Source organism: Propionispora sp. 2/2-37, assembly GCF_001298735.1.
Lineage (GTDB): Bacteria > Bacillota > Negativicutes > Propionisporales > Propionisporaceae > Propionispora.
Map to the genome: position 1 here is coordinate 29,221 of NZ_CYSP01000016.1, position 25,439 is coordinate 54,659.

31 protein-coding genes are annotated in these 25,439 nt (G+C 54.4%); 29 read left to right on the forward strand and 2 right to left on the reverse strand.

Annotation, left to right across the window (positions count from 1 at the left end):
* Positions 1-45 precede the first annotated feature (45 nt).
* From P22_RS16010 to P22_RS16095, 20 genes are all read left to right on the forward strand, one after another.
* Positions 46-294, forward strand: a complete 249-nt coding sequence (locus P22_RS16010; protein ID WP_054261237.1) for a DUF3310 domain-containing protein — start codon at positions 46-48, stop codon at positions 292-294.
* A gap of 20 nt (positions 295-314) precedes the next feature.
* A complete protein-coding gene (locus tag P22_RS16015; RefSeq protein WP_054261238.1) occupies positions 315-953 on the forward strand; it encodes a hypothetical protein in 639 nt (212 codons plus the stop codon).
* 150 nt (positions 954-1,103) lie between these two features.
* Positions 1,104-1,298 carry a hypothetical protein gene (locus tag P22_RS16020; RefSeq protein ID WP_054261239.1) on the forward strand — a complete coding sequence of 65 codons (195 nt, stop codon included), beginning with the start codon at positions 1,104-1,106 and terminating at the stop codon, positions 1,296-1,298.
* A gap of 128 nt (positions 1,299-1,426) precedes the next feature.
* Positions 1,427-1,576 (forward strand): hypothetical protein, encoded by a 150-nt coding sequence (locus P22_RS20705; protein ID WP_156319012.1) that lies wholly within the window; start codon positions 1,427-1,429, stop codon positions 1,574-1,576.
* A gap of 273 nt (positions 1,577-1,849) precedes the next feature.
* On the forward strand, positions 1,850-3,202 hold the full coding sequence (locus tag P22_RS16025) for a site-specific DNA-methyltransferase (RefSeq protein ID WP_235814687.1): 1,353 nt from the start codon (positions 1,850-1,852) through the stop codon (positions 3,200-3,202).
* Positions 3,199-4,185, forward strand: a complete 987-nt coding sequence (locus P22_RS16030) for a DNA cytosine methyltransferase (protein WP_054261241.1) — start codon at positions 3,199-3,201, stop codon at positions 4,183-4,185. The genes P22_RS16025 and P22_RS16030 overlap by 4 nt, the downstream gene beginning before the upstream one ends.
* Before the next feature lie 63 nt (positions 4,186-4,248).
* Positions 4,249-5,076 carry a hypothetical protein gene (locus P22_RS16035; RefSeq protein WP_054261242.1) on the forward strand — a complete coding sequence of 276 codons (828 nt, stop codon included), beginning with the start codon at positions 4,249-4,251 and terminating at the stop codon, positions 5,074-5,076.
* Entirely contained in the window at positions 5,073-5,267 is a 195-nt protein-coding gene (locus P22_RS16040) for a hypothetical protein (RefSeq protein WP_054261243.1), read from the forward strand. The genes P22_RS16035 and P22_RS16040 overlap by 4 nt, the downstream gene beginning before the upstream one ends.
* A gap of 80 nt (positions 5,268-5,347) precedes the next feature.
* The gene (locus P22_RS16045; RefSeq protein WP_072169817.1) at positions 5,348-5,701 is read left to right on the forward strand and encodes a hypothetical protein; all 354 of its coding nucleotides are present in this window, start codon (positions 5,348-5,350) and stop codon (positions 5,699-5,701) included.
* A gap of 12 nt (positions 5,702-5,713) precedes the next feature.
* Positions 5,714-7,387 (forward strand): terminase large subunit, encoded by a 1,674-nt coding sequence (locus P22_RS16050; protein ID WP_054261244.1) that lies wholly within the window; start codon positions 5,714-5,716, stop codon positions 7,385-7,387.
* Between the two features lie 10 nt (positions 7,388-7,397).
* Positions 7,398-7,607, forward strand: a complete 210-nt coding sequence (locus P22_RS16055; RefSeq protein ID WP_054261245.1) for a hypothetical protein — start codon at positions 7,398-7,400, stop codon at positions 7,605-7,607.
* A gap of 290 nt (positions 7,608-7,897) precedes the next feature.
* Positions 7,898-9,178, forward strand: a complete 1,281-nt coding sequence (locus tag P22_RS19970; protein ID WP_069972848.1) for a phage portal protein — start codon at positions 7,898-7,900, stop codon at positions 9,176-9,178.
* Positions 9,117-10,166: an HK97 family phage prohead protease gene (locus P22_RS19975; protein WP_069972849.1), complete on the forward strand. Its 1,050-nt coding sequence runs from the start codon at positions 9,117-9,119 to the stop codon at positions 10,164-10,166. The genes P22_RS19970 and P22_RS19975 overlap by 62 nt, the downstream gene beginning before the upstream one ends.
* A gap of 134 nt (positions 10,167-10,300) precedes the next feature.
* A complete protein-coding gene (locus P22_RS16065; RefSeq protein ID WP_054261246.1) occupies positions 10,301-11,476 on the forward strand; it encodes a phage major capsid protein in 1,176 nt (391 codons plus the stop codon).
* Positions 11,477-11,526: 50 nt separating this feature from the next.
* Complete coding sequence (locus tag P22_RS16070; RefSeq protein ID WP_054261247.1) at positions 11,527-11,739, forward strand: hypothetical protein; 213 nt, start codon at positions 11,527-11,529, stop codon at positions 11,737-11,739.
* Between the two features lie 2 nt (positions 11,740-11,741).
* The gene (locus P22_RS16075) at positions 11,742-12,080 is read left to right on the forward strand and encodes a head-tail connector protein (RefSeq protein ID WP_054261248.1); all 339 of its coding nucleotides are present in this window, start codon (positions 11,742-11,744) and stop codon (positions 12,078-12,080) included.
* Positions 12,077-12,391, forward strand: coding sequence for a phage head closure protein (locus tag P22_RS16080; protein WP_054261249.1), 315 nt, complete (start codon positions 12,077-12,079; stop codon positions 12,389-12,391). The genes P22_RS16075 and P22_RS16080 overlap by 4 nt, the downstream gene beginning before the upstream one ends.
* 1 nt (position 12,392) lies before the next feature.
* A complete protein-coding gene (locus P22_RS16085) occupies positions 12,393-12,836 on the forward strand; it encodes an HK97 gp10 family phage protein (RefSeq protein ID WP_054261250.1) in 444 nt (147 codons plus the stop codon).
* Positions 12,833-13,234: a DUF3168 domain-containing protein gene (locus P22_RS16090; RefSeq protein WP_054261251.1), complete on the forward strand. Its 402-nt coding sequence runs from the start codon at positions 12,833-12,835 to the stop codon at positions 13,232-13,234. Before P22_RS16085 ends, P22_RS16090 begins: the two co-directional genes overlap by 4 nt.
* Positions 13,235-13,238: 4 nt before the next feature.
* Positions 13,239-13,691, forward strand: a complete 453-nt coding sequence (locus tag P22_RS16095) for a phage tail tube protein (protein ID WP_054261252.1) — start codon at positions 13,239-13,241, stop codon at positions 13,689-13,691.
* Between the two features lie 94 nt (positions 13,692-13,785).
* On the opposite strand, the gene P22_RS16100 is transcribed toward P22_RS16095, so the two are convergent.
* Complete coding sequence (locus P22_RS16100) at positions 13,786-14,061, reverse strand: type II toxin-antitoxin system RelE/ParE family toxin (protein ID WP_054261253.1); 276 nt, start codon at positions 14,059-14,061, stop codon at positions 13,786-13,788.
* On the reverse strand, positions 14,048-14,332 hold the full coding sequence (locus P22_RS16105) for an AbrB/MazE/SpoVT family DNA-binding domain-containing protein (RefSeq protein WP_054261254.1): 285 nt from the start codon (positions 14,330-14,332) through the stop codon (positions 14,048-14,050). Before P22_RS16105 ends, P22_RS16100 begins: the two co-directional genes overlap by 14 nt.
* 99 nt (positions 14,333-14,431) lie before the next feature.
* Here P22_RS16105 and P22_RS16110 point away from each other — a divergent pair, with 99 nt between their 5' ends.
* The 9 genes from P22_RS16110 to P22_RS16150 are packed head-to-tail and all read left to right on the forward strand — an operon-like array spanning position 14,432 to position 25,431.
* Positions 14,432-14,776 carry a hypothetical protein gene (locus tag P22_RS16110; RefSeq protein WP_054261255.1) on the forward strand — a complete coding sequence of 115 codons (345 nt, stop codon included), beginning with the start codon at positions 14,432-14,434 and terminating at the stop codon, positions 14,774-14,776.
* A gap of 41 nt (positions 14,777-14,817) precedes the next feature.
* On the forward strand, positions 14,818-15,105 hold the full coding sequence (locus P22_RS16115; protein WP_054261256.1) for a hypothetical protein: 288 nt from the start codon (positions 14,818-14,820) through the stop codon (positions 15,103-15,105).
* 3 nt (positions 15,106-15,108) lie between these two features.
* A complete protein-coding gene (locus P22_RS16120; RefSeq protein ID WP_054261257.1) occupies positions 15,109-18,312 on the forward strand; it encodes a coiled-coil domain-containing protein in 3,204 nt (1,067 codons plus the stop codon).
* 3 nt (positions 18,313-18,315) lie between these two features.
* Positions 18,316-18,666: a hypothetical protein gene (locus P22_RS16125; protein ID WP_054261258.1), complete on the forward strand. Its 351-nt coding sequence runs from the start codon at positions 18,316-18,318 to the stop codon at positions 18,664-18,666.
* Positions 18,667-18,669: 3 nt separating this feature from the next.
* Positions 18,670-19,293, forward strand: a complete 624-nt coding sequence (locus P22_RS16130) for a phage minor tail protein L (protein ID WP_054261259.1) — start codon at positions 18,670-18,672, stop codon at positions 19,291-19,293.
* Entirely contained in the window at positions 19,277-19,657 is a 381-nt protein-coding gene (locus P22_RS16135) for an NlpC/P60 family protein (protein WP_069972853.1), read from the forward strand. Before P22_RS16130 ends, P22_RS16135 begins: the two co-directional genes overlap by 17 nt.
* Complete coding sequence (locus P22_RS16140) at positions 19,654-23,622, forward strand: host specificity factor TipJ family phage tail protein (protein ID WP_054261261.1); 3,969 nt, start codon at positions 19,654-19,656, stop codon at positions 23,620-23,622. The genes P22_RS16135 and P22_RS16140 overlap by 4 nt, the downstream gene beginning before the upstream one ends.
* A gap of 14 nt (positions 23,623-23,636) precedes the next feature.
* Entirely contained in the window at positions 23,637-24,083 is a 447-nt protein-coding gene (locus P22_RS16145) for a hypothetical protein (protein ID WP_216598095.1), read from the forward strand.
* A gap of 10 nt (positions 24,084-24,093) precedes the next feature.
* Positions 24,094-25,431 carry a hypothetical protein gene (locus P22_RS16150; protein ID WP_054261263.1) on the forward strand — a complete coding sequence of 446 codons (1,338 nt, stop codon included), beginning with the start codon at positions 24,094-24,096 and terminating at the stop codon, positions 25,429-25,431.
* Positions 25,432-25,439: the final 8 nt, after the last annotated feature.

Genomic DNA, 25,439 nt, shown 5'->3' on the forward strand with positions numbered 1-25,439 from the left:
GAAAACGGCAAAAACCGGCCAAAGCCGTAGTCAAGAGGGATTCGCGTGAAAAGTGATGGTATGGCAGTGAATCAAAAACATTACCAATTCGCGCCAGTGGAACCAATAGAGATTCTGCAGATGTATCTGGACCCGAAGGAATTCCAAGGGTTTTTACTCGGCAATGTCTTAAAGTATTTGCTCCGACTTGGCCGCAAGGATGAGGCCGAGAAAGAAGTTGACAAAGCCTTTCAGTATCTTTTGTGGCTCCGGCAGGCAGTTAACGGTGAGAACATAAATCCGAGAGAGAAATGAAGCAGTTGGGGGAGGGGACTATGAGTATGGACGATATCGGAGCCAGAAGGCTCATTGCCAGTATTCTGAAAAAAGCGTGTGATGATTATGCGAATAATAGAGGCTGCCCCGACTGGTGTCCGTTTAAAGAAACTTGCGAAAAAAACGTGACCGATGCGGTACATTGTGATGCCAGGAGGTTTATCCATTCTGCGTGGTGTGCGACGCTTTGCGACGGGCTGAATATTGATTATGAAGAGTATGTGGCGGTGTGCATTAAAAAGCAAAGGCTGAGTAAGAACACTTTCAAGTATATAGAGCAAGAAATTCGCCAGTATAAAAACAACCTCAAGGAACTTAACCGCCTGAAGAACGATATTATCCTGGCAACTCCTGAAAAGCAAGAAGGAAGGAGCAATTCCATCGGCAATACCACGGCCAGTAAAGCGGTTAAACTGAGCATGGACAAGAAAATCATCGAGCTTGAAAAAACGAAGAAAGCGATTGAGACCACATATCATCGCTTATGCCAGGAAAAGAAAGCCGTAATGGAAGAGTACTGGCAAGGCAGATACACGACTGCCGGGTTAGCTTACCGAGTCGGGGTCAATGAGCGCACGATTCGGAGATGGAGGCAGTATATCGTTTATTCTGTAGCGGTAGAGTTGAATTATTTGTAAAATGTCCGCCAATGTCCGTTTTGAGGGGTTTTTATAATTTACAATATTATCGTGGGACAGTAACACAACCGCCAACACCGAAGGTAGACTTAGCACTTATCGTGAAAGCCGCTCTCAATTCGGGGCGGCTTTCAACTTGAGAGGGATATTATGCCTGTTGTAGTATGTAGCAGGAAAGATTGTCTTAACAATGGTATACAGGTTTGCACGGCAAATCGGATTGAGTGGTATAGCGGCCGCTGCAGCGGCTACATCACCAGCCGGGAGGCGATGAAAGCCAACGTGACTCCGGTCGAGCGGAAAAACGGAATTATAACGCAGAAGCACGGCAGGTTAGTGCGATAGCGAGGTAGGCTCGAATTTCTTGGATTTTCCATTGATTTGGTAATTTATTGCGGTTATATTTGAAGTAATGATGTTTACATGGTACTTTGTAAGCTCGATAACGAGCAGTCGCACGAGGGGGACTTGAAGTGGAAACTAAAGAAGATTCCATAGCCGGGGTGATAAAAGAGATGTACGGCATAGCCAGCGAGCTGTCTATATCAAGGGATAAGGAAACCAAGGTGCTGGGGATGCAGCTCAGGAAACTGATCGAACAGCTGGAACAAAAAATCGGATAACGAGATGAACATGATGAACTCCTGGATAACCGGGAGTTTTCTTTTTGAGATCAAGAATCTGGTTGAGTAGTGGTAACAAGAATCGCAGTGCTTTAAAAAGTTAGCCGGCAGGGGTAAACCTGCGGTTAACCTTCCGGAAAAATAATCACAGGTTATTCAATACATTATTACCTCTTATCCACAGGAAAAACCAGGTGATTATAGATTGATAACAAGTTTATCCACATTATCCACAGGGCCTTTCGCGAGGCCCCCCGGGGTCGTTAGTGGCAAGTGCCAAGATCCGGACCGGAGGCGGGCCACAAATTTTGCGCGTCATATTATTCACGGGTTTTTTGGAAAGGGGAAAGGCGAATGAAAATTAAAAACATGAAGATTGCCGACTTAAAGCCGGCGAAATATAACCCGCGCAAGGATTTAAAACCTGGCGATGTGGAATACGAACAGCTCAAAAAGTCCATCCTCGCCTTCGGTTATGTGGACCCCATCATTGTCAACGGCAGGAATAACGTGGTGATCGGCGGCCACCAGCGGCTCAAGGTATTGGCTGAACTCGGGAACACGACAGTGGATGTCAGCGTTGTCGATCTGGACGAAAAAAACGAGAAAGCATTGAATGTGGCGCTCAACAAAATAAGCGGCGAGTGGGACATGCCGATGCTCCAGGATATTTTGCTTGAACTGAATACCGATGGGTTTGATATGGATGCGATTGGCTTTAGTCTGGACGAATTACCACAGTTTCACTTGGAAGAAGATGAAGGCGAAAGCGAAGCGTCGGAAGATGATTTTGACGTTGACAAAGCTGTTGAGAATAGTAAAGAGCCGGTCAGCAAGCCCGGCGATCTATGGCTGCTCGGCCGGCATCGCCTTCTCTGCGGCGACGCCACCAGGGCGGAAGACGTCCGGCGCCTCATGGACGGCAAGCGGGCTTCCATGATTTGGACCGATCCGCCTTGGAACGTGGATTATGGCGCGAGCAAACACCCCTCCTGGAAACCGAGGCAAATATTGAACGACAGTATGACGCCAGAAAAGTTTCACGACTTTTTGCTGGCGTCTTTTCGTAATATGCGGGCCGTCAGCGAAGCCGGGTGTATGACTTATGTCGCAATGAGCGCCCAGGAATGGGGAAATCTCATGTCGGTTATGCACGAAGCCGGTTATCACTGGTCGTCAACAATAATTTGGGTAAAAGACTCGCTAGTGCTTTCCCGCAAGGACTATCATACTCAATATGAACCGATTTGGTACGGCTGGGTGGAAGGAACACGGCTTTGCCCACTGGAGGACAGAAAGCAAAGCGATGTGTGGGAAATTCCCCGGCCGAAACGAAGCGATGAGCATCCGACCATGAAGCCGATATCCTTGGTAGCTCGGGCTATTCAGAACAGCAGCCGGGCCGGGGATATCGTGATTGACCTCTTTGGCGGTTCCGGTTCCACGCTAATCGCCGCCGAACAGGTCGGGCACACTTGTTATACCATGGAACTCGATCCGGTATATGCCGACGTCATTGTCGCCCGATATATAGCCCAGGCCGGCGACGACAAGGGCGTGTTTTTACTGCGGAACGGGGTAAAGAAGAGCCATGCGGATGTTGCTGAGGAGAACTCAGCGGCATGATGACATTCCTCGATCTTTGTTCCGGCATCGGTGGCTTCCGGCTGGGGCTTGAACTCGCCGGTCATAAATGCGTCGGTTATTGTGATAACGACAAGGCCGCCGTGCGGTCCTACCGGGCGATGTACAAGACTGAAGGGGAATGGTACGGCGATGACGTTACAAAACTCAAACCGGGAGACATCCCCCGTGCGGATATCTGGTGCTTTGGCTTCCCCTGCCAGGACGTCAGTTGTGCAAATGCGAACCGAAGAGGCCTCGCCGGTGAACGAAGTGGAATCTATTATTCGATTATTAACCTCGTCAAAGGCAAAGACGAAGAGGATAAGCCCACATACCTTCTCATTGAAAACGTTAAAAATTTGCTGCACATTCATGACGGCTGGGACTTTGCCGAAGTTCTCGCTGAACTGGACGAGGCGGGGTATGATGCAATCTGGCAGGTTCTTAATTCTAAAGACTTTGGAGTCCCCCAAAGCAGAGAACGTGTGTTCATTATCGCAAATTTTAGAAGCCGAGGTCGACGAGAAATACTACCTGTCGCCGGAGAGAACGGCAATGCTCTTAAGCAAATTGTCGCCGGAATGCAAGGATACCGGGTCTATGACCCAAGCGGGGTAAGCGCTACTGTGACGAATGCCAGCGGCGGCCTTGACAAAGGGGCGGGACTGTATTTGGTCAGGCCGGTTATAGGCATTAACCGGCCTGGAAAACGCCAAAACGGGAGACTGTTAAAAAATCCGGACGAACCGATGTTCACTCTTACCGGGCAGGATACCCACGGTGTGGCGATAGCGAACCCGGATTTCAGAATAAGGCGGCTTACGCCCAAAGAATGTTGGCGGCTGCAGGGCTTCCCGGATGAATTGTTCGAAAAGGCGTGGACCGTAAATCCGGAATCGCAGCTTCGCAAGCAGGCTGGAAACGCGGTGACGGTGAACGTCGCCTATGCAATCGCAAAAACTCTTCCTGAAGCACACAATTGACTTGCTTTCTGCGTGCGTGTCGATCTAACATGTCACTGACAGACGCACAAGGAGGGATTTTACATGAAAAAACACAGTTTTAAGTTTCAAATGCAGGTTGCCGGACGGGAAAGAAAAGAGGTTGCCGGAATTATCGCCGGCCACTTTGGTACCCAAGCTGCCTACAAGGGCGCGCCGGGGTTTGAGTATCTGATAGCAGAACCAACAGGTCGTGAATGGCTTGTCGACAAAGCCGGAATGATTATTACTCAAGGCGCGGAAGAAGATCATGTGGCGGAAATGTTTGCAGTGTTCAAAGTACTCGAAGAGAACTGCGTGACGGTTGTAGGCCAGGCGGCGGTTAACATACCCACGGAAGGCCACAGCGGCGTGACACTCCGTAACCTCGTCAATATCCTGGCAAGCAAGGAGCGACTAATCGCCAAAGCGATGGGTACTCCCGGCATGGTCTTTATCTCGCGGGAAATGGTCGAGGCGGTTAATACGGTGCGGTTGAAAACCGTCGAGGATTTTCTTGAAGCGGCAGGAAGTGAAGCCTTGCCGGGCCTTGTGATTACCAAGGACACCATCGCCTTACGCTGTTTCGCCGCCACGCTGAATCCGGAGGCTATTCAGGCATATATCCAGTTTGTCCTTGCAGCGAATAAAATGGCAATGGCCCAGAAACATTCCTCGCCACGCGAGATGGAGCCGGATAATGAAAAGTACCATTTTCGCGTCTGGCTGCTGAGGCTTGGCTTTATTGGCGACGAATACAGCGTTGCCAGGAAACTGTTTTTGGACAGGTTATCCGGCAATACAGCCTTCAAAACGGTTGAACAAGCCGAGGAAGCAGTCAAAAAGCGTAAGCTGCGGCGGACTGAGAGCTCCATAGGGGAGGTGGCGGGATGAAGTACGCCAAGGGAACGATTTTTGAGGCAAACGACGAGACATACATGCTGGTCGGCAAAATGTATTGCGGTCTCGGGGTTGACGGGTATGTACTGGCCCCTCAAGACGCTAAAAACACCGAGGTTCTGGTTTACACGGCAGAAGAGATCGAAGAAGGAATTGAAGCAGGCTGGTTAACGATAAAATGCTAAGTAATACAAAGCAACACTAGGAAGCCGAACGGCTTCCTAGTGTTGCTTTGTTTTGTCGGGAAAAAAGGCGGCGTGAAAAAATGCAACAAAAAAGATTAAATCTAAACGAGCAGGCGGCTGAGATTCTGCGGATCGCCGAGAAACACGGCGTCGAGCAGAATTTCTTTTTCATAACCACGTTTAAGCGTTATCAGGTGCAGCTTAAGATTCTGAACGAACTGGAAAAAACGATCAACGAGGATGGCGTGCTGGTGACTAAAGAGTATGTGAAAGGCCGTGAAAACGTCTACAGTCACCCGGCCATCGCCGACTATAACAAAACGGTTGACAGCTCGAACCGGACGGTGGCCACGCTGGTTAAAATCATCACCACGCTCCGGCATGGCGATAAAGAGGAAGAGGACGAACTGCTCGCGTTCCTGCGTAAACATTAAAGGTGGTCGCCTATGACCTACTTGGAGGAATATGCAAGAAAGGTTTTGTCAGGTGAAATCGTCGCCTGCCACCGAATCAAACAGGTCTATAGGCTGCTGCTGGACAAGCTGCTCCAGCCGGAGAAATACGATCCCTGGGTTTTCGATGAAAAGCTGACCGAGAAGCCGATCGACTTTATCGAAACCTTTTGCAAGCAGGCCCAGGGAAAGATGGGCACGCCGATCAAGCTGGAACTGTTCCAGAAGGCAAAGCTCCAGGCCATCTTCGGTTTCGTCCATAAAGAAACCCGGTTCCGTCAATATAACGAATGCCTGACGATTGAGGGACGGAAAAACGGTAAATCATCGGAATGCGCGGCCGTTAACCTATACCTATTGATGGCCGACGGCGAGGGCGCTCCGGAAATCTACAACATCGCCACCATGCTGGACCAGGCCAAAATCGGTTTTGAATACTCCTATAAAATGGTGAAACAGTCGCCCATGCTGCGGAAGCATATCCGTAAGCGCATGAGCGACTTATATTTTGCCCACAACATGGGCATCATCAAGCCCCTGGCCAGCAATAGCAACAGTCTGGACGGCCTGAACGCTCATGGTGTCACCATCGACGAACTGTCGGCCATCAAAAACCGCGACATTTATGACCTGATGAAACAGTCCATGTCGTCCCGGCAGCAGCCGCTGCTTTTTTGCATAACGACGAACGGCTTTGTCCGCGACAGCATTTTTGACAGTCAGTATGAGTATGCCTGCAATGTCCTTGACGGGAAGGTTGAGGATGACCGGTTTCTGCCGTTCATCTACGAGCTTGACAGCAAGGATGAATGGGACAAAGAGGACTGCTGGATCAAGGCCAATCCGGGACTGGGAACCATCAAGTCCATCCAGTTTCTCCGCGAGTGTGTTGCCAAGGCTAAAAATGACCCGGCGTTCAAGCCTACCGTCATGGTCAAGGACTTCAATATGAAGGAGAACTCCTCCTCGGCATGGCTGACCTGGGATGAGATCGACAGCCAGGAAGAGTTCGATTTTCGCGGCATGGGATTCCGTTACGGTGTTGGCGGATTCGACGCTTCCGAGACGACCGACCTGACGGCGGCCAAGGTTTTGTGCATGCGGCCCGGCGATAACAAGATCTATGTGAAATCAATGTACTGGATTCCGGAAGAAGTCCTCCGCCAAATGGATGCGGACGGCAACCGGCGCGAACGCGACAACGTCCCCTACCTGCTCTGGGAAAAGCAGGGCCTGCTCCGGACGACGCCGGGCAATAAAATCGACAAGCATTGTATTCTGGAATGGTTTATGGAACTGCGGGACAAGGATGACGTCTACGTTCCGTGGATTGGCTACGACCCGTGGCACATTGAGGATGCGCTCTTGAATGAATTCATAGCCGAGTTCGGGCGGGAAAGCATGATCAAAATCCGGCAGGGCGTGCAGACCTTGTCCTATCCGATGAAGTCGCTTAAGGGCGACCTGGCGGCTAAAAAGATAGTGTTTAATAAAAATCCCATCGATATGTGGAACCTTTCGAACCTGGAAATCAGGACCGACATAAACGGAAACATCCAGCCGGTGAAAGGCAAGGACAACCGCAAAAGAATCGACGGCGCCATGGCACTTATCGATGCCTATATTGTGCTGCACGACAAGATGGACGAATACAGCAATCTGATTTGAGGTGATGTCTATGTGTGATGAACTGATCAACCGTTGGGCCAGGCGCACCTCTTTTTCGTATGGCCGGATTTCGGCATATGTCGCGCGCGCCGGCGCCGGTGCTCCTGAAGAGGTGCTGGTCTATAACATTATAGAAGCTGCCGCGGTGAATATTGACCCGGATATCCTGGGGGCTGCGCAGCCGGTCCTGGAGGATTCTCTTGGCACAGGAGTTTTCTAGGGCTTTTTATCGGTCGGCAGCCTGGCTGAAATGTCGCGCGGCCTACATCGCGTCGGTGTTTTATTGCTGCGAGCTTTGTAAAGAGGCGGTTGGAACAAGCGGAATTTTACACCATAAGATTAGCCTCTGTCCTGAAAATATAAACGACCCCAATATCACGCTTAACTGGGATCATCTTGAGTATTTATGCGTTCGGTGTCACAACCAAACCCACTCCGACAACCTTCCCGTCCGGGGCGACGTCAAGTTCGACGACCAGGGGTATTTAGTGAGGCGGTGATGAATCGGGAATGCAATTAAGGAATATGTTCAACGCTGTTTTTGGGAAAAAGCAACCGCCCACGAATGTGACCCAATACAGATTCTTGAATGACTTTTCGCCGTTCTTTTCGTCCGTTAACGGCAATTATTACGACAATGATGTTGTCCGGACCTGTATTGACGCGATCGCTCGGAACGCTGCGAAGTTGAAGCCTAAACATATCAGGCGGGCCAACGGCCAGGTCCTGCAGGTACCGGACGGGCTGCAATGGCTCCTGGAGGTTCGGCCTAACCCCTATATGTCGTCTTACGACTTCATTTACAAAGTGGTTAGCCAGCTCTACACCAACAACAACTCTTTCGTCTACATTCAGACGGATGCCATAGGCAAAATAACCGGCCTATACCCGCTGTCGTATTCTTCAATTGAGTTTGTGGAGTATGAAGGGGAGCTATACTGCCGGTTTTATTTTTTGACAGGCTTTCGGATGACGGTGCCATACACCGATCTCATTCATCTCCGGCGCCATTTCAACTCCGACGACATCTTCGGGGAGAGCAACCAAAGACCTTTCAAGCCGACCCTGTCGCTCATCCAGACGGTCAACGAGGGGATCATCAACGCGATAAAATCCAGCGCCCGCCTGCGCGGTTTTTTAAAGTTTACTCAAACGCTCCGGCCGGAGGATTTGAAAGCACAGCGGGACAGGTTCGTCGCCGACTACCTGTCGATCAACAATGACGGCGGCATCGGCGCCATAGACGCCAAGGCCGACTTTACGCCGGTCGAAATGAACGGCAAAATGGTGGACGACAAGCAGATGGCCGTGATTCGCGACAATGCCTACAGGTATTTCGGGGTAAACGAGAACATCATCAAGGCCGATTATACCGAAGACCAATGGAACGCCTTTTACGAGAGCGTCCTGGAACCCATCGCCATTCAGCTTTCGCTGGAGTTCACGGAAAAGTGCTTCACCGATCGCGAGAAGGGATTCGGCAATGAAATCATCTTCGAGGCCAACCGGCTCCAGTACGCCAGTAACCAGACGAAGTGCAACCTGGTCCAATATCTGATGCCCATGGGCATCTTTTCTGTTAATGACGTTCTGGAAATGTTCAACATGCCGCCGGTGGAAGACGGCGACCGGCGCATCTTTTCGCTCAACTACGTCAATGCCCGTCTGGCCGACATGTACCAGACCGGGGCGCCGGCGGACCAAAAACCAAACACAGGAGGTAATACGGATGGGGGAAAAACGGCAGAAGGAAATCCGGCTGGCGGAGGTGCGGGCGCTTCCGCTGGATGATACCCAACAGGATATGATCGTCGAGGGCTACGCCATTGTCTTTGAGCAGCCCACAGTGTTGTGGGCCGACCCGGACACCGGGAAGGAGTATAAGGAAATCATCTCCCGCGGCGCCCTGGATGGCGTCGATTTGTCGGACGTTCCAATGAAATACAACCACTCCGACAGCGTGATGATCGTGGCACGGTCGCGGAGCAAGACCCTGACCCTTATCCCGGACGACGTGGGGCTAAAAGTCATCGCAAACCTGGCGCCCACGACCGCCGGCAAAGACCTGTACACGCTGGTTCAGCGGGGCGACATCAACAAGATGTCGTTTGCTTTTTATGTGGCGGACGACGAATACGACCGGAACACTTCCACCCGGCGGATCAATAAGTTTGCCGCCATCGGCGACGTTTCGGCAGTGGACGCGCCGGCGTACGAACAGACAACACTCTCGGCCCGGTCTTATTGCGAGGGTCGGAAAGCCGCGGACGAACTGCTGGAAAAGGAACAACAGGCGGTTGAAAAAAAGAAGCTGCTATTCCAGAAATATTTCGAGAGCCGTCACGCCATTCCGTATGTGAAAACCGGGACCGTGGATGAACCATGGGATGGGGCGAAAATGCGGGCGAACCTCAAAACCGGCCCGGACGTTAAGGCCGATTATTACCGGCAGGCATTCGCCTGGGTAGACCAAGATGCGAATCCGGACGCCAAGGGTTCCTATAAATTCATTCACCATGATGTTTCGGACGGCGGCGCCATCGGTCCGGCCAACATCAAAGGCTGTCAGACCGGCATTGCGGTCCTGAACGGCAGCATGGGCGGTTCGAAAATCTCCGACGAGGACCGTCAGGGCGTCTATGAACACCTGGCCGCACACCTTCGGGACGCCAAGGTCGAACCTGACGAACTCAGGAGTACGGGCAATTGCAATAACGAAGACGAGGACATGAACATGGACCTTCGCCGGAAATTGTTGATTATAAAAACCTATCTGTAAAACTGCGGCCGGATGGCTGCTTTTTTAATGCCTTAAACCGCGAAGCTGGATAGCCTAGCGGGCGCGCTGGACAGGGCGTGGCGGATTCGATCCGATTCGATAACAAAATCGCAACTTGGAGGTAAGCACTCAATATGGACAAGAGAATGAAAGAGATTCTCGCCCGTAAAACTGAAATCCGCAATCTGCTTCAAACCGGCGACGAGTGCGACCTGGATGCCATCCAGGCCGAACTGGAGGCCCTGGAGCAAGAGGAACGCGGTATTCAAAAGCGGCTGGACATCGCCAGCAAACTGAATACCGGCGATGTTCGCGGCAGAATTATCCTGCCTCCGGGTGCCAAAGTCGCCCCGGAAGAAGAGCAGCAGCGCTCCGGCGTTGACACTACTTCCATGGAGTACAGAACCGCCTTTATGAACTATGTTCTCCGCGGCACTCCGCTTCCGCAGGAGTTCCGGGCCGACGCCACCACCATGACCACCGGTGCTCCGATTCCGGAGAATGTCCTCAATACAGTTGTGGACAAAATGCTGGCCAGCGGCATGATTCTGCCGATCATCACCCAAACCAACTACCGGGGCGGCGTGGCCATTCCGAATTCCAGCGTCAAGCCGGTAGCTACCTGGGTGTCCGAAGGTCAGGGCAGCAGCAAGCAGGCCAAGACCACCGGCTCCATCATTTTCGGTTACTATAAACTGCGCTGCGCCGTTGCCGTCAGCCTGGAAGTTGATACCATGGCCGTGCCCGCGTTCGAGGCCATTCTGATCAACAATGTTTCCCAAGCCATGGTCATTGCGCTGGAGCAGGCGATCATTTCCGGCTCCGGCAGCGGCCAACCTACCGGTATTATTTCGGCCGGCACACCGGTCAACGCCGGCCAGGTAATTACCGGCACCCCTTCGCGGAAGTCCTTTATCGCCGCCGAAGGCGCTTTGGATATCGCCTACGAGGCAACCGCGAAATGGTGCATGACTAAGCAGACATGGAACGCCATGCTGGGTGAAACCGATACCGCCGGTCAGCCGATCGCCCGCGTGAACGAAGGTATTCCCGGCAAAACTCCCCGCACTCTGCTCGGTCGCGAGGTTGTGCTGTGCAACTACCTTCCGGCCTTCTCCACCAGCCTGACCGCCGGCACCGTGTGGGCGTTTTTGTTTGATTTCAGCGACTATGTGCTGAACACCAACTACAATATCAACGTCCAGCGCTATCAGGAGATCTGGGTTGGCGACGACTGGGTTACCAGGGCGGTTATGATCGCCGACGGCAAAGTCGTCGACCCCAATTCCCTGGTCACTCTGGTTAAGTAATAACGGGGCGGCATAGTCCGCCTCTACTTTTTCAAGGCGGTGAAACACAGATGAGAAAAATTGACCGTGTGGCAGCGGCCTTTGCCGATCTGAACCACAAAATCATCACCGATATTCTTGCGCGGGGTTATTCACCGACCGATGCGGAAACTCTGGCCACGGTCCGGGAGAATCTCAAAGTCTTGAAGGACTTCGATATTGAGTCCGATCCGGCGCCGGAAGTTCCCGCCGAGGCTCAGGCAAAAGCCAAGGCTGGTGACTAATCATGGCCACGGCTCTCACGCTTGACGACGTCAAGCTTTACATTCGGGTCGACAGCAATGACGAGGATGCGCTCATCCAGGACCTTATGGAAGGCGCCATCGGGTATCTGCAGCGCATGACCGGCAAGGTCTACGACCCGACCGACGGCGTTTGGAAGATGGCGGTCAAGTACCTTTGCGCGCATTGGTATGAAAATCGGGACGACACGGTTGTCGGCCGTGACGCCAAAGTGGACCACACCATTGATGCGCTCATAAACCACATTTCACTTTGCGCGGATTATGCGGACCTTCCCGCCGGTGACCCGGACAATCCGCCAGTTCCGCCGGTGTCGCCATGATTATCGGGCGGATGAAATGGCGGATTACCCTACTTCGCCCTGTTAAAACTCCGGACGGAATGGGCGGCTCGAAAACGACTTACCAACCTGTCGGTAAGGTGTGGGCGGAGTTTAGGAATCCAAACGTCAAGGAGATTCCAGCCGTCGGCACGGTCGTCGGCGATTTGGTCAGGCTGATGTCCATCCGGCGTCGGACGGACATCAAGCGCGGCTGGCGTGCCCAGAATGAAGGCCGAACCTACGACGTGCTGCACACCTATGACATCGATCGGGAAACCACAGTGATTGTTTGCCGGGAGGTTGTGTACTGAGATGGCTGTTTTCACGGTAAATCTGGGCATCAACGATCTCCAACGGTCCCTCGGAGCTTTCAAAACTTACGACGCCCAGACCCAGGCAAAACTGCGTTCGGCAGTTCAAACCTCAACGTCGAACATCATGCTGGGCGCAAAACGGCGGGCGAGGGTGAAGTCCGGAGGGTTGGTAAAAGGCATTTCTATGTCCTACGACGGCATTCGAAACATCGGCATTGTCCGGGCAAAATCTTCGCACGCCCACCTGGTGGAGTACGGCGCCAGGGCCGCGGAAGAGCGGCCAAAAAACAAGAAGGCCCTGCACAGTAGCGCATTGACAGGAAGCGGTTTTGCCGCTGCCGCGAACATTCCGGCGCGGCGGGAGTTTCCTTTTATGCGACCTGCATTCGAGGACGAGAAACCGAACCTGGTCAGGTCGGCTGAGGCGGCGATCAAACCATGATTATCATGCGGCGCATACCCATGACAGCCCTGCAGACAGGGCTGTTTAGCTTATTGTCTGCCGGGCAGACAACGCCAGTATATGACGACGTCCCGGAGAATGCTGTTTTCCCGTATATCACAATCGGCGCTTTTACCTGTAAGCGGCTGCCCGATAAAACATCGGATATCTGGGAGGCGTCGATCCAGATACACATCTGGTCGGATTACAACGGCAAGGCGGAGATCAACGCGGTCGCCAACGACATTGCCACGGTGGTTTCGTCGGCCTCGATCGAGGCGCCTGGCTTTTTTGTCATCAGCCAGGACATCGATTTCTTCGAGGCGTTTGCCGAGGAAGAGTTCGGCTATCACGGCGTTCTCACCGTCGTCATAAGCATTCAAAACACTGGAGGCTGATAACATGTCCGTGAATCTACCGACTAATCCGTCACCGGCCCAGGCTACGGTCGGCAAGGATTATCTGCTTTATATCAACACCGGCACCGCTACGGTTCCGATCTGGACGCTCATCGGCGGACAGCGGGCAGGCACTCTGACCCGGAAAGGCGACACCATCGACGCCTCTGACAAGACCACCGGCGGCTGGAAAGCTTCGCTGGTCGGGCTTCTGTCCTGGTCCATCTCTCTGGACGGCCTGGTGCTGCTCCAGGACGCGGGCATTACCGCCTTGGAAACAGCTTTTAACGCCGGCAAGCAGGTCAACATTCAGTTCGTTTATCCGGACGGAAAGTATCGTACCGGCTGGGGCTCCATCTCCGAGTTGACCATCGACAACCAATACAACCAGGCCGCCACGCTGAAGGGTACCATTGACGGCGTAGGCCCGCTCTCCGATCTTACCGACCCTTCCTAAAGGAGGAATAAAGAAAGGCCGGCCGGGGTCGCGCTATGCGGGCATGGGCATATGACAACTCCCACCGCCTATAGGCGATGGGAGTTGTTACCCCTTAAGGTCTTTTGAGGGTCATGTCATGTTCCCCAATATTCCGCAAATAGACCGTATCAGGCTTGATGTATTGGAAAGAGACACGGACACTCATGTTCACCGATGCCTCAAAAATGTCCGCAGTCCCCTGAATCTTTTTGATGCGTAATGAAGGATGCCGTGGATTCTCTTCGATGAGCCGCAGGAACTTTTCGACCTGTTCGATGGTGAGAACACCCTTGCCGACCAATTTCCGGAGTTCTTTTATGAACTTGTCACTGCGGCTAATCTTGGGCACGTTTGATTTCCTCCAAGAGTTCGCCCGCCGAGTATTCTTTGCCGTGCCCCTTTTCGGCTATTTCCTGTTCCACTTCCTTCTCAGCGGCCTGCCATTCCTTCGACCAATACCATGCTTGCTCCTTAGGAACAAGGGTCTTCGGTGTGATGATGATTTTGCCGTTCTCGATAGTGTACTCCAGTATGTCGCCCTCACGGATTGCCAGGGTCTTGGTTAGTGATTTGGGCAGGGTCACTTGGTTCCGGCTACGTACCTCAATGCGGCCTGTCATTTTGACGCCCTCCGCTTTCTGAATTTCTTACTTTCAGTATATCCGAATTTCACACAAAAAGAAACCCTTCATCCACAATTATTAATCAAGGAGGAAATTATGAAAAAGATAATTCCCTTTGACCACTTTGAGGCCGGGCAAACCATTTACTTCGACATCGTTCGCCTTGCCGAGCTGGAGAAAGTGCTGGGCGATTCCATCATAAACGTGGTCCGGCGCCAGGACGCCGGCATTAACTTCTGCATCGCGGGCTGCCTGGTCGGCCTAAAGCACCACTATAAGCGGCCGACAGCGGCGCTCATGGCTGAGAAGATCGAGGAATATCTCGACAAGGGCGGCAACCTGGACGAGCTGGCGCTACCGATCGTGCAGGCCATCCTGGCCACCGGCATCTTCGGAAAGGTGGATCAGGAAAGAAAAAACGCGGAAGAGCCCAAGGCGTAACCTTCGAGTCTTTTGCGGAGTGGGTTGAATGGGCGGAGCCTTTGGCCTACGGTCAGCTGGAGTTGAAACCTTGGGAGTTCGGCCGATTGCAGCCACAAGAATTCATCTTGCTCCTGGAAGGCTACTCTTGGCGCCGGAGACAGCAGGAAAACATGATCGCCTACTTCGTCTGCCAGTTGATGAACATCGAGGGCAAATACCTGGCCCAGCCGATCGGCGTTGCCGATCTTCTTGAGCCGATCCGGGGCGAGCGCAAGCAAAAACGCAGCGACGATGAGGAATATCTGCGCGAGCAGTTCAAGGATATCCTAAGAAAGGAAAGGGTGTGAGGATTGTCGACTATCGCTGAACTCCTAGTCAAAATCGGGGGCGACAACTCCGGGCTGAAGAAAACTCTGGACGACAGTCAGTCCCGTGTACAAACCGCCTTCTCCACAATCCCCATCACGAACTTCACCGGCGCGATCAGCGGGGCGGCGGACGGCATCGGCGGCATGATCGGCAAGCTTACAGGGTTGGCCACACTTGCCGCCGGCGGCTTCGGCCTGGGCGCCATCGTCGATAGTGCCGTCAACGCCGGCGAGGCTGTTTATCAACTTAGCACCCGGCTCGGCGTGGGCACACAGGAGGCCGCAAACCTATCCAGGATTCTAAAACTGACCGGCGCCGACGGCGATTCATTCGCGGGCGCCATGCTGCGGCTCGATAAGAACTTTAATGCGTCAGGGCAGGCCGGGGAAAAAACCCGTGCCACCCTGGCGCTTTTTGGTGTATCTCTTACCGACAGTGCCGGTAAACTGTTGCCGTTGAACCAGCAGTTGGAGAACCTCAGCAAGGGCTACAAACTGGCCGAAGCCAACGGCCTCCAGCAAGAATTCATCATGGAAACGCTGGGCGTGCGTGGCATGGCGCTCGTCAAAACGCTAAAAGACTACGGCGAGGCTGCCGAAAAAGCCGCCCAAATCCAGGGTATCGGCCTCGACCCTCAAAAACTGCATGATCTGAAACTGAATATGGAAGTCGTGTCGATGCAGGCCGGCCAGATCGGGCTGGCGCTTGCCGGTGCCTTAACGCCGGTAGCGCAGGAGTTGTTTCCGCCGATCATGTCTGGCCTGCAGACGACGGCTGCCTTCCTGAGTGAGAATAAAATCCGAATCGTTGAACTGACAAAGGACGCCCTGGAACTGCTTGCCGCGTATAAAGGCATCCAGCTGGCAGGCGGCGCCGCCAGTGCCATCGCCTCCTTATGGCAGACCGCAGCTGCACAGGCAGCCGCGTCGGCTGCCACGCAGGCTGCCGCTGCCGATGGACTTTCCGCTGCACAGGAAAGAGCTATCGCTCGGGCCGTCGCTGCGAGCGATAAAATGTATGCCAAGATGCAGGCCGACGCGGTAAGAACCGCACAGCAGGCGGGCCTGAGCGCGGAGGAAACCGCTGCGGTTATCTCCGAGAAGTGCGTCGAGATCGCCAATGCCGGCGCGACCGCGGCCGCGAAAATCCGGGCGGATATGACCGCCGCCTTTACGGCTCAGGCCGAAGCAGCCCGAATCGCCGCAGCCGAGTCTGTTGCTGCTAATGAAATGAGCGCCGCTTCCGCGAGAGTGGCCGCAACAGCCGAGGCGGAGTTGACAACCGCAACGGCTGCACGGGGAGTTGCTGCGGTGGCCGCTGGCGAGCAAACGGTCGGCGCGATGGCAACGGCAAAAGTGGCCGCCGGCAACTTCCTATCAAGCCTTTGGGCCTTGGCCGGCGGCTGGGTCGGCGTGGCTGTGGCCACAGGCTTCGCTATAAAAGCCCTGGTCGAGTATTTGGATGGGCTTCATAAGGTTCAGAGCTACAACCCCAGGGCGGAGGTCTGGGACGATCCCAGCCGGCCTGGAAAGCACCTGGTCGGCCGCACCGTAGCCGGCCACTGGGAAGAGGCTCCTGGCACCGAAATGGGCGGCTATTGGGTGCCCGAACATACCGAGCGGGTTGCCATGACGGACGCTGAGGAAGAAGAACATGCCGCCTACACCGCCTGGCGACAGAAACAGGAAAATAACAAGCCCTGGCTCCAGGACGGCAGCAATATTGACCCCACTCTGGCCGCCCAGATGGCCGCCATCGAGGCGGCCGGCCGGAAAAATCCGACCCATTCCGTTCACGACCACCTGGCGCAAATCCAGCGGGCCAACGAGCAGGCGGCCCAGCTCATGGCCGATCTGAATAAACGGATCGCCCAAAGCACCAGCATTGCCTACGAGGCCGGGATGGCGAACATCACCGATGAAGTCCAGCGCATGAACAACCAGGTAGCCGAGATCACCAAGAACGGCGGCGACGCCTCGGGCCTCTCTGAGAAAATCACCCAATACCAGAAGGTCGCGGCGGAAAAAGTCAAGCGGGTTTGGCGTGAAGCGTGGCAGGATGTCAAGGATCAGGCGGCTCTGATGAACGCTCAGTTGCTGAATGATAAGAATGCGGAAGCTGATGCCGAGTATCAGATCGCGCTGACCAGGATCGAGAAGGAACGTCAGGCCGAAATCAACGCCATCGCTCAGAATGGCAACGATCAAGAAGCTATAAACCAGGCGAACGCGGACGCCGAGGCCAAGAAAAAGCTGGCCGCCCGAAAGCGGGATTACGCCAAGGGCGACAATCTGCTCCAGCAGGACCGCGACGCCCTGGAAAGCGCCCAGTTGCAAGTCGCCATTGCCGGCAAAACGCAGGACGAGATAGACGCCATCCGTCAGCAGGGACTCAATCAGTACATTGCCGATCTAAATGACCAGTATGCAGCCGCGACTGGTGATGCGGAGCGCCAGCTCGCAATTCAGCGCCAGCTCGCCGATGCGATTTCACAGCAGCACCAAATGGCCGCCACCAATGCAAAGACGGCCTGGGAAGTCGCTTTCACGGAAATCCGGGATGAACAAACCAACTATGCCGACATTATCGTCGATGCCTGGCACGATATTAAAAGCACCACGACGGACACCTTCACGAAGATGGTCACAGAGGGAATGTCCGCCACCACGGCGCTCCGGAACATTTTTCAGTCCGTCGTTCAAGACATCGAGAAAATGTTCGTCAAAATGTGGGCGGAGCAGTACATTCTGGGTCCGCTGCAGCAACTGATCGGCAGTATGGTCGGGACGCCGGCCGCCGGCGCCGCCAAGACCGCGACAACCGGCGGCGCGGGATTAACTTCCATCCCGAGCCCGTCGGAGGCTTCCGGCCTGGGCTTTGCCGCTCTGGGCGGCGACGTTTCAGGCTGGACAATCGTCGGCGAGGAAGGCCCGGAACTGGCGTATTTCGGCGATACAGCACACGTCTATACGGCCGGCGAGTCGGTGACCATGGCCAACTCGTCTGTCGTACCGACCAGCCCGAACGTAAACGTGAATGTCATAAACCGGAGCGGTCAACAGCTCACGGTATCGCAGCAGGCCCAATACGATCCGGCTACCCACACCACCTTGATGCAGATGTTCGTCGACGGCGTGAACAAAAACCTCGCGGGGTCCCGCGACCTGCTGTTCGGGAGGGGTTAATATATGGACTATCCTTCTTTTCCGGCTATCGCGCCGCCGTCGCTGTCGCCATCCGGGCCGCAGGAGGATGTCTTTCAAGATAACAGAATCAACTCTCCGGTGGACGGCGGCTACATGGTTAGCCGCCCTCGCTATACCCGGAACGTCATGGGCAAGAACTTCACCTGGGTCGCGATGACGAACGCAGATTACGCACTGTTCAAAGCCTTTGTGTTGGCGAACTACGCCAACATTTTTGTTTGGACCGACCAGGACACCGGGCAGCCGGTGAACATGCAGTTCGTTTCCCCGCCTAAAGCCGCGAAGACGCTGCTGGGCTACTGGCATGTGGAAATATCGATTGTGGAGGCCTAACTTATGCCGTTACCGTTTTCGAGCGCCGGCCTGATCGAAAAAAATAAGCTTGCCAATGACAAGCCGTGGATTGTGCTGTTCGAAATTCAGCTGCCTGATGGGACAAGCGCCTATCTGGCGAAAAACAACGAGGTTGTGATCTGGCGGAATATTGTCTGGGAGCCGATTCCAATGCTGCTTTCGGACAACAGTCAGGACATGAAGTCGATGTCAACATTCACCGTTCAAGTATCGAACGTTTCCGGCGTCGTCCAGGCGTACCTTGAGGAATATAACGGTCTGGTTGATTGCGTGATTGTCATTAGGCTGGTCCATGCGGCGCATTTGGACAATACGAATCCGGAGATTGAGGAATCGTTCAATGTGCAAAGTACCTCCTACGATGAAGAGTGGGTCACCTTTACCCTGGGGTCGGATTTCTGGATGTACTACCGGGCTTTGGCGGACAGGTATTTGCCGGACTTCTGCTGCTGGAAGTACGGTTCGATCAAATGCGGCATACCGGCGGCAACACTGGCGCAGTACCCGACCTGCAGCCATACCCTGGCCGACTGCAAGCTGCGCGGCAACACGACGCGGTTCGGCGGCTGTCCTGGCATGGGAGGTTTCTATGCATCTAATATCTGACCTGGTTGGAAGGCGTTTCAAAGAAGGTGCAACTGGACCTGAAGAGTGGGATTGCTGGGGGCTTGCCGTGGAGATATTTCGCCGTTTTGGCATTGAATTGCCGGACTACCGGCTAAATTGCGAGTCGGTTGCCAGCGGGTTCGTAGAAAACCGTGGGGGGTGGTTGCGGTGTGCCGGGGAGATTCCGGTCCCCGCGCTCATTGTTCTTACAACGCAGGGGATATGTGACCATATCGGCGTTTACCTCGGCGCCGGCAAGTTTATTCATGCTCATGAATCAGCCGGCGTGGTGATCGCCCGGACCGACCATGTTTTCTGGAAAAAACGGATCGAAGGCTATTATGTGCCGGGGTGGCTGCCGTGAAGTTGATTTTCGTCCGTAATCCGGTCGCGCCGGACAAGCGGGAAATTAAATACGTGGACGCCGGACCAACCATCGCCGAACATATCGCGCCCATCATCCGTCTGTGGCCGGATACCGACTTTTCCGTCAGCGTAAACGGCCACCGGCTGGAAAAAGAGGAATGGGGCACTTTAGTTCCCGGCGATGAGGACAGTGTGGTTGTGCACCCTGTGCTTGCCAAGGGGTTATCCAACTTTTTCCGGGCTGTTTTCGACATTGCCGTGATGACCTGGTTCGGCAATCTGTTGGCCCCTCTCGGCGGCAGCAGTACGTTCATGCAGGGCTTGTGGCGGGCTGTCGGCACATATATCGGCGGTCGCATCGCCAACGCCATCCTGCCGCCGCCGAAACAGCAGGAACAACAGCAGTCCACCACCTATGGCTGGAACGGCCCGCAGCCTACCGCCAAGCCGGGAACGCCGGTGGCGAAAACCTACGGGACGGTCCGGATATCGCCTGTTTTGCTGTGCCGGTTCGTCACGTCCGACGGGAATAGCCAGTACCTGAACCTGCTCTACTCGGGCGGCGAAGGGCCGGTTGACTCCATTGACAACATCCTGATCGACGGCAACCCTATCGGAAACTACACAAACGTTACCTACGACATCCGGTTTGGCACCAACGATCAAACGCCGATCCCCAACTTCAACGACACGGTCACCGACTACGAGCTTGGCTATGAACTGGATACCGCCGGCGACTGGTCGACTCAGCAGACGATAGGGACCGCAGTGCAAGGTTTGCAGATTACGGTCGAGTTCCCCTATGGCCTTGCCCACATCAACGACGACGGCGGCCTGGGAACGGCTTCGGTAACGGTAGAGGCGCAGTACAGGCTGATCGGCACGACAACCTGGACCGAGTGGCCGCTGACAAACGGCGGCACAACTTCTAACTCAAAAAACACCTCCCTTTGGACGACCTACAGAATAGATAATCTGACGCCAGGGCAGTATGTCGTCCGGGTGCGCTGTGCGGGGAAATCCGGCACATCAACAAGGGACTTGACCCGCGTTTTTTGGATTACCCTGTCCGAGATTATCTATGACGATTTCGCCTATCCCAACAGGGTTTTAGTCGGCATCAGGGCGCTGGCGACCAACCAGCTGTCAAGCTCCGATCCCACCGTAACCTGGGAGCAGACTCGTTCTACTGTTTATGTTTTGAATCCCAATACCGGCCAATACGAGCAGAAGCGGGCTTCAAACCCGTACTGGGCCTGCTACGACCTGATTCACGGCTGCAAGTATCTGAAAAACATCCACACCGGCAAGTACGAGTATTGCATTGACGGCAACCCGGCCAGCCGAATTGATTACAACGCCTTCACAGCCGCTGCCGTCTATGCCGACGGGAAGGTGAACGGGGATTACCGTTTTAGTCTCAATATTTATCTTTCCGAGGACCTCTCATTCTGGGACGCCTTGGCGCGGCTGGCGATTGTGGGCCGGGGCGCGGTCATCCCCAAGGGCACGCTGTACAGTTGTATCTGCGACATGCCCGGCACGTCAACCCAGCTCTTCACCGTGGGCAATATTACGCAAAAATCCTTCAAGGGCCAGTTCGAATCCACCAAGGACCGGGCTACCAGCGTCGAGGTGACTTTTTACAACAAGGAGAAAAACTACGCGGCCGACGAGGCGGTTTACTACGGTCCGGGCTATGAGACGTCAGCCGTTGTCAGCAACCCGGTGCGGACGACCTACTATGGCATCACCGACTACCGACATGCCTACGCCGAGGCGGCGTATTTGTCACGATGCAACCAGTACCTTGTAAGAACCGAGAACTGGGAAGCCGATATTGACGCCATAGCCTGCACCCTGGGCGATATTGTCGACGTGCAGCACGATATCCCTAAATGGGGTGACGCCGGGGGCCGGATCGTTTCGGCGACGGAAACCACGGTTACGCTGGATAAAGAGGTCACGCTGCTTGCTAATCAGCCCTACGCTATCAAGATTCGGCTGTACACCGACGAGATTATCGATGCGCCGGTAAGCATCTGCGGTGAAGATATGACCACGGACAAACTTACAGTAGTGACGCCGTTCGCGGCAGTTCCGCGGCGGTACGATGTCTATGCTTTCGGTCCGGTCGGGCGGGAAACCAAGCCGTTTAAAGTCGTCGGCATCGCTAAAAGCGGCGACCAAAAGGTCAAGATCACCGGAGTGGAGTACGTCGCGGCGGTTTACGATGAGGAAATTGGCGCGCCGGTTGTTAACTACAGCTCGTTTGACACCTCCCCTGTTGAAGTCACCGGCCTGAGCGGCGGCGAGGAAACGTACATGCAAACGGATGGAACCATCGTCTCCGTCCTCCATGTTTCCTGGGCCGCGCCGAAGAACAGCTTCGTCGCGGGATATTCCGTCTGGTATAGCAGCGATAACGGCGGCTCCTGGCTTTTATGGGCGGCTGGCATCCGGTCGGCTAATACAACGATACTCAACGTGAAAGCCCTTGCCACTTACCTTGTGAAGGTCTCAACCGTAAACGGCATCGGCGTTGTATCACCCGGCGTTATCTCCAAACCCTTCTACATCGCCGGCAAAATTACTCCGCCGGCGAGTGTAGAGGGGTTCGCGTATCAGGAAGTAACGGGCGGCTTCTTGCTCTTGTGGCAGGCGAATAGCGAAATTGATCTCGCCGGCTACAATGTCTATCAGGGCGCAAACAACGTCTCAATGGACGCCAGCGTCTTGATCGCCGATAAAATCATGAATACCTGTCTGTTTGTGCCGGTTACTCAGGCGGGTCAATATGCTTTTCACATTGTAGCCATAGACACCAGCGGCAACGTGTCGCCAGCGCCGGCCACCATCCTGGCCTCGTTTAGCGTACCGCCTGATGTGCAGGGGTTTGATGTGGTTCGTATCGGTGACGATTTGGATTTCAGATGGCAGCCGGTTTCCGGGGCCAATATCACCTACGAAATCCGCCGGGGCGCAAGCTGGGAACTGAGCCAGCGTATCGGCAGGACGACGAGTCCTTACTACCGGTGTCTGTTCCCGACGCCGGGTGATCACAGCTTCTGGATCAAGGCCATCGACAGCTACGGCAATTACAGCGTAAACGCGCAAAATAACAGCGTGGTCATTGTGGATTCCGGGAACCGCAATGCCGTGATCACCATCGACCAGGCGGCGAATGGCTGGACTGGGGCGTCGCTGAATACTTATGTCCATGACGGTGGCCTGCAACTCGCCGACGGGGCCATACGCGGCCAGCATATTGTCGAAGTGGATCTCGGAAAATCCTTCACCGCCAGAAACACGATATTGGCCGACATGATTGGCGTGAAGGACACCGGTATTACCTGGGGCAGCGCCAATTTTACCTGGGACGACGCCGAGGCGCAAACCCCCTGGGAACCGGACGGCGACATTACCGGCATTACGCTGGATCATCAGATTTCGCTATTTAAGGGCATCCCTCCGAATATCATCGAGTCCCTCCCCCTTGACGGCACAGCAGATGGCGACCTTGGCACACCTGCGCAGGCGGCCGCGCAAGTTACTTACGCGAGCGGTCGTTTTCGGCAGGGAGCATTTATTCAAGACCTGACGAAGCTTTCCTGGGGAATAAACATACCGGCGATATATAATGTAGTTTTTTATATAAACGTTACCCAGCCAATTGTTGACAACGTGGTCTATATGACCTTCAAGGGGGCGGGCGGCCGCCTGATGGTCGGCTACGACGCGAGTAAGGGAGTTTTTTATCTTGCGGACCATCTGGGAAATCGAAATGAGGCAAGGGTAGAATTCAAAAGCATCGACTGGCTGACGTTTGGAATTGTGCAAACCCAGACCACGAGAAAATTATATGTGTATTCGTTCAGCGCGAATGCGGCAGGAAACTCCGAGGCGGCTTACGGGCCGGTTGGAAGTTTCACAGCCGTTTTTTTGTATCCGAAATTAAACTGATGGAGGCAGATCACGTGGAGAAAAGCGATGTAAAAGTCAAAGGCAGCCTGTGCCTAACCTTAAAAAAAGAAGACGGCACAGTGGAAGTCCGTCGGAAAGATAACATCATCGTAGCCGGCGGCTTTGATTTTATCTGCCAGCAGATCGCCGGCACGCCGGCCAACGTCATGAACGCCATCGCCTTGGGAACCGGCACGAATACCCCGGTGGCTTCGCAAACCGCGCTGACGGCGGAAGTCGCCCGCCAGGCCGCAACCTATTCTCATACCGTCGGGACGCAGGTATTTACCCTGAGTGCGACCTTTAACCCCGGCGTAGCCACCGCCGCCATTACTGAGGCCGGCGTGTTCAACAGCACAACCGCCAACTCCGGCACGATGCTGGACAGGGTTGTTTTTTCGGTGATTAACAAAGGCGCGAACGACACCCTGACGGCCCAGTTCCAGTTCACTTTAAGTTGAGGAAATAGCAATGGCGACAACGGTTAACGTGACTTCATCGCCAGGGAGCGCCTACACCTGGGGAACCGCCAGCTTTGCCTGGAACGATCCCGATGGCGGGAAAACCTGGGATACCGTTTATCCTGTCGGTTATACCTTGAGTGTGGGCGAAGGCTGGGCAACAGCGGATGCCTGGAACCAAGGATACAGCCTGAATCCGCGTGAGAACTGGCATGCGGCGGAACTGTGGTCACAGGCTTTTGCTCACAACAACAGCGAGGTATGGCGAATCAACGAAGGCTGGGCCGATATCTGGCTGCCCATGCTGCGTATTTTTGAAGGGTGGACAACGGTGGAAGCGCCTGTGAAATCCATGTCCATGCCCTTTGCCGAAGGCTGGATGACAGCGGAAACGGCTTGGCGGATGCCTAAAATTCTTAAAGCCGAGGACTGGGCGGCAGATGAGGCCATGAGCCGTGAGGTGATAAAGGTGAACCGCGAAGGCTGGGCAACAGCGGAATTGGCTTCCCGGCTGACAGCGAAGATCAGCCAGGAATTCTTCCAAGCTACCGACAACCAGCCGGTATGGAGCGTAATTCTTGCTGCACTTGAGGCATGGAGCGCCGCCGAGACCTATCATGAAATCACCGAGTTCAATTACCGGGCGATAGAGCATATCGCCTGCGGGGAAACGTCGATGAATAACAGCAACAAACCATTTTTCGAGTCTTTCACCACGGCCGATTCCTATTCCCAGAACGCAAGGAAAGGGCTCGGGGAATTGCTTGCGATCACGGAAGCCCAGAAAAACACCGCTCAGTTCCAGCGAATGCTTTTAGAAGCCTTACATACTGTGGACGCCATCGCCAGCGTGTACCACCTCACGCAAGCGGAGGCGTTTTTTGTTGTCGAGGCCTATTTGCGAAACGCCAACGCCGTTCTAAGCGACATTGCCTTCGGTACAGGCGACCTTTCCCTGGAGGCCTTTCTGAACCTGAATTCGCCTGTCGGCTATACCCCGTTCACCAAGTTTGTTCCCGGCGAGCTGGAATACCAAAAAGCGCTCATTGCCCTTATTCTCACAGGACCTTTGACCACCGGCAGACCGCAGATTACCAACTGGCAGCTTACCGTGGACGTGCCTGACCAAAGAGACAGCGGAACATGCGCCATCCCGGCGGAAAACACCTTCGTTCCGTATAACGTGCGGTTTTTTGCACCTCCCGAGGTACTGGTCCAGCTTCGGGGCGGCAGCATCGGGACGCCGGATATTACCCGGATCACGGACGAAGGGTTTTATGTGCAGATTCAAGACAACGACGGCCAGCTTATTGCCGGGACAATTGTCTGGTCTGCCGACGGCTATTAAAAGGGGAG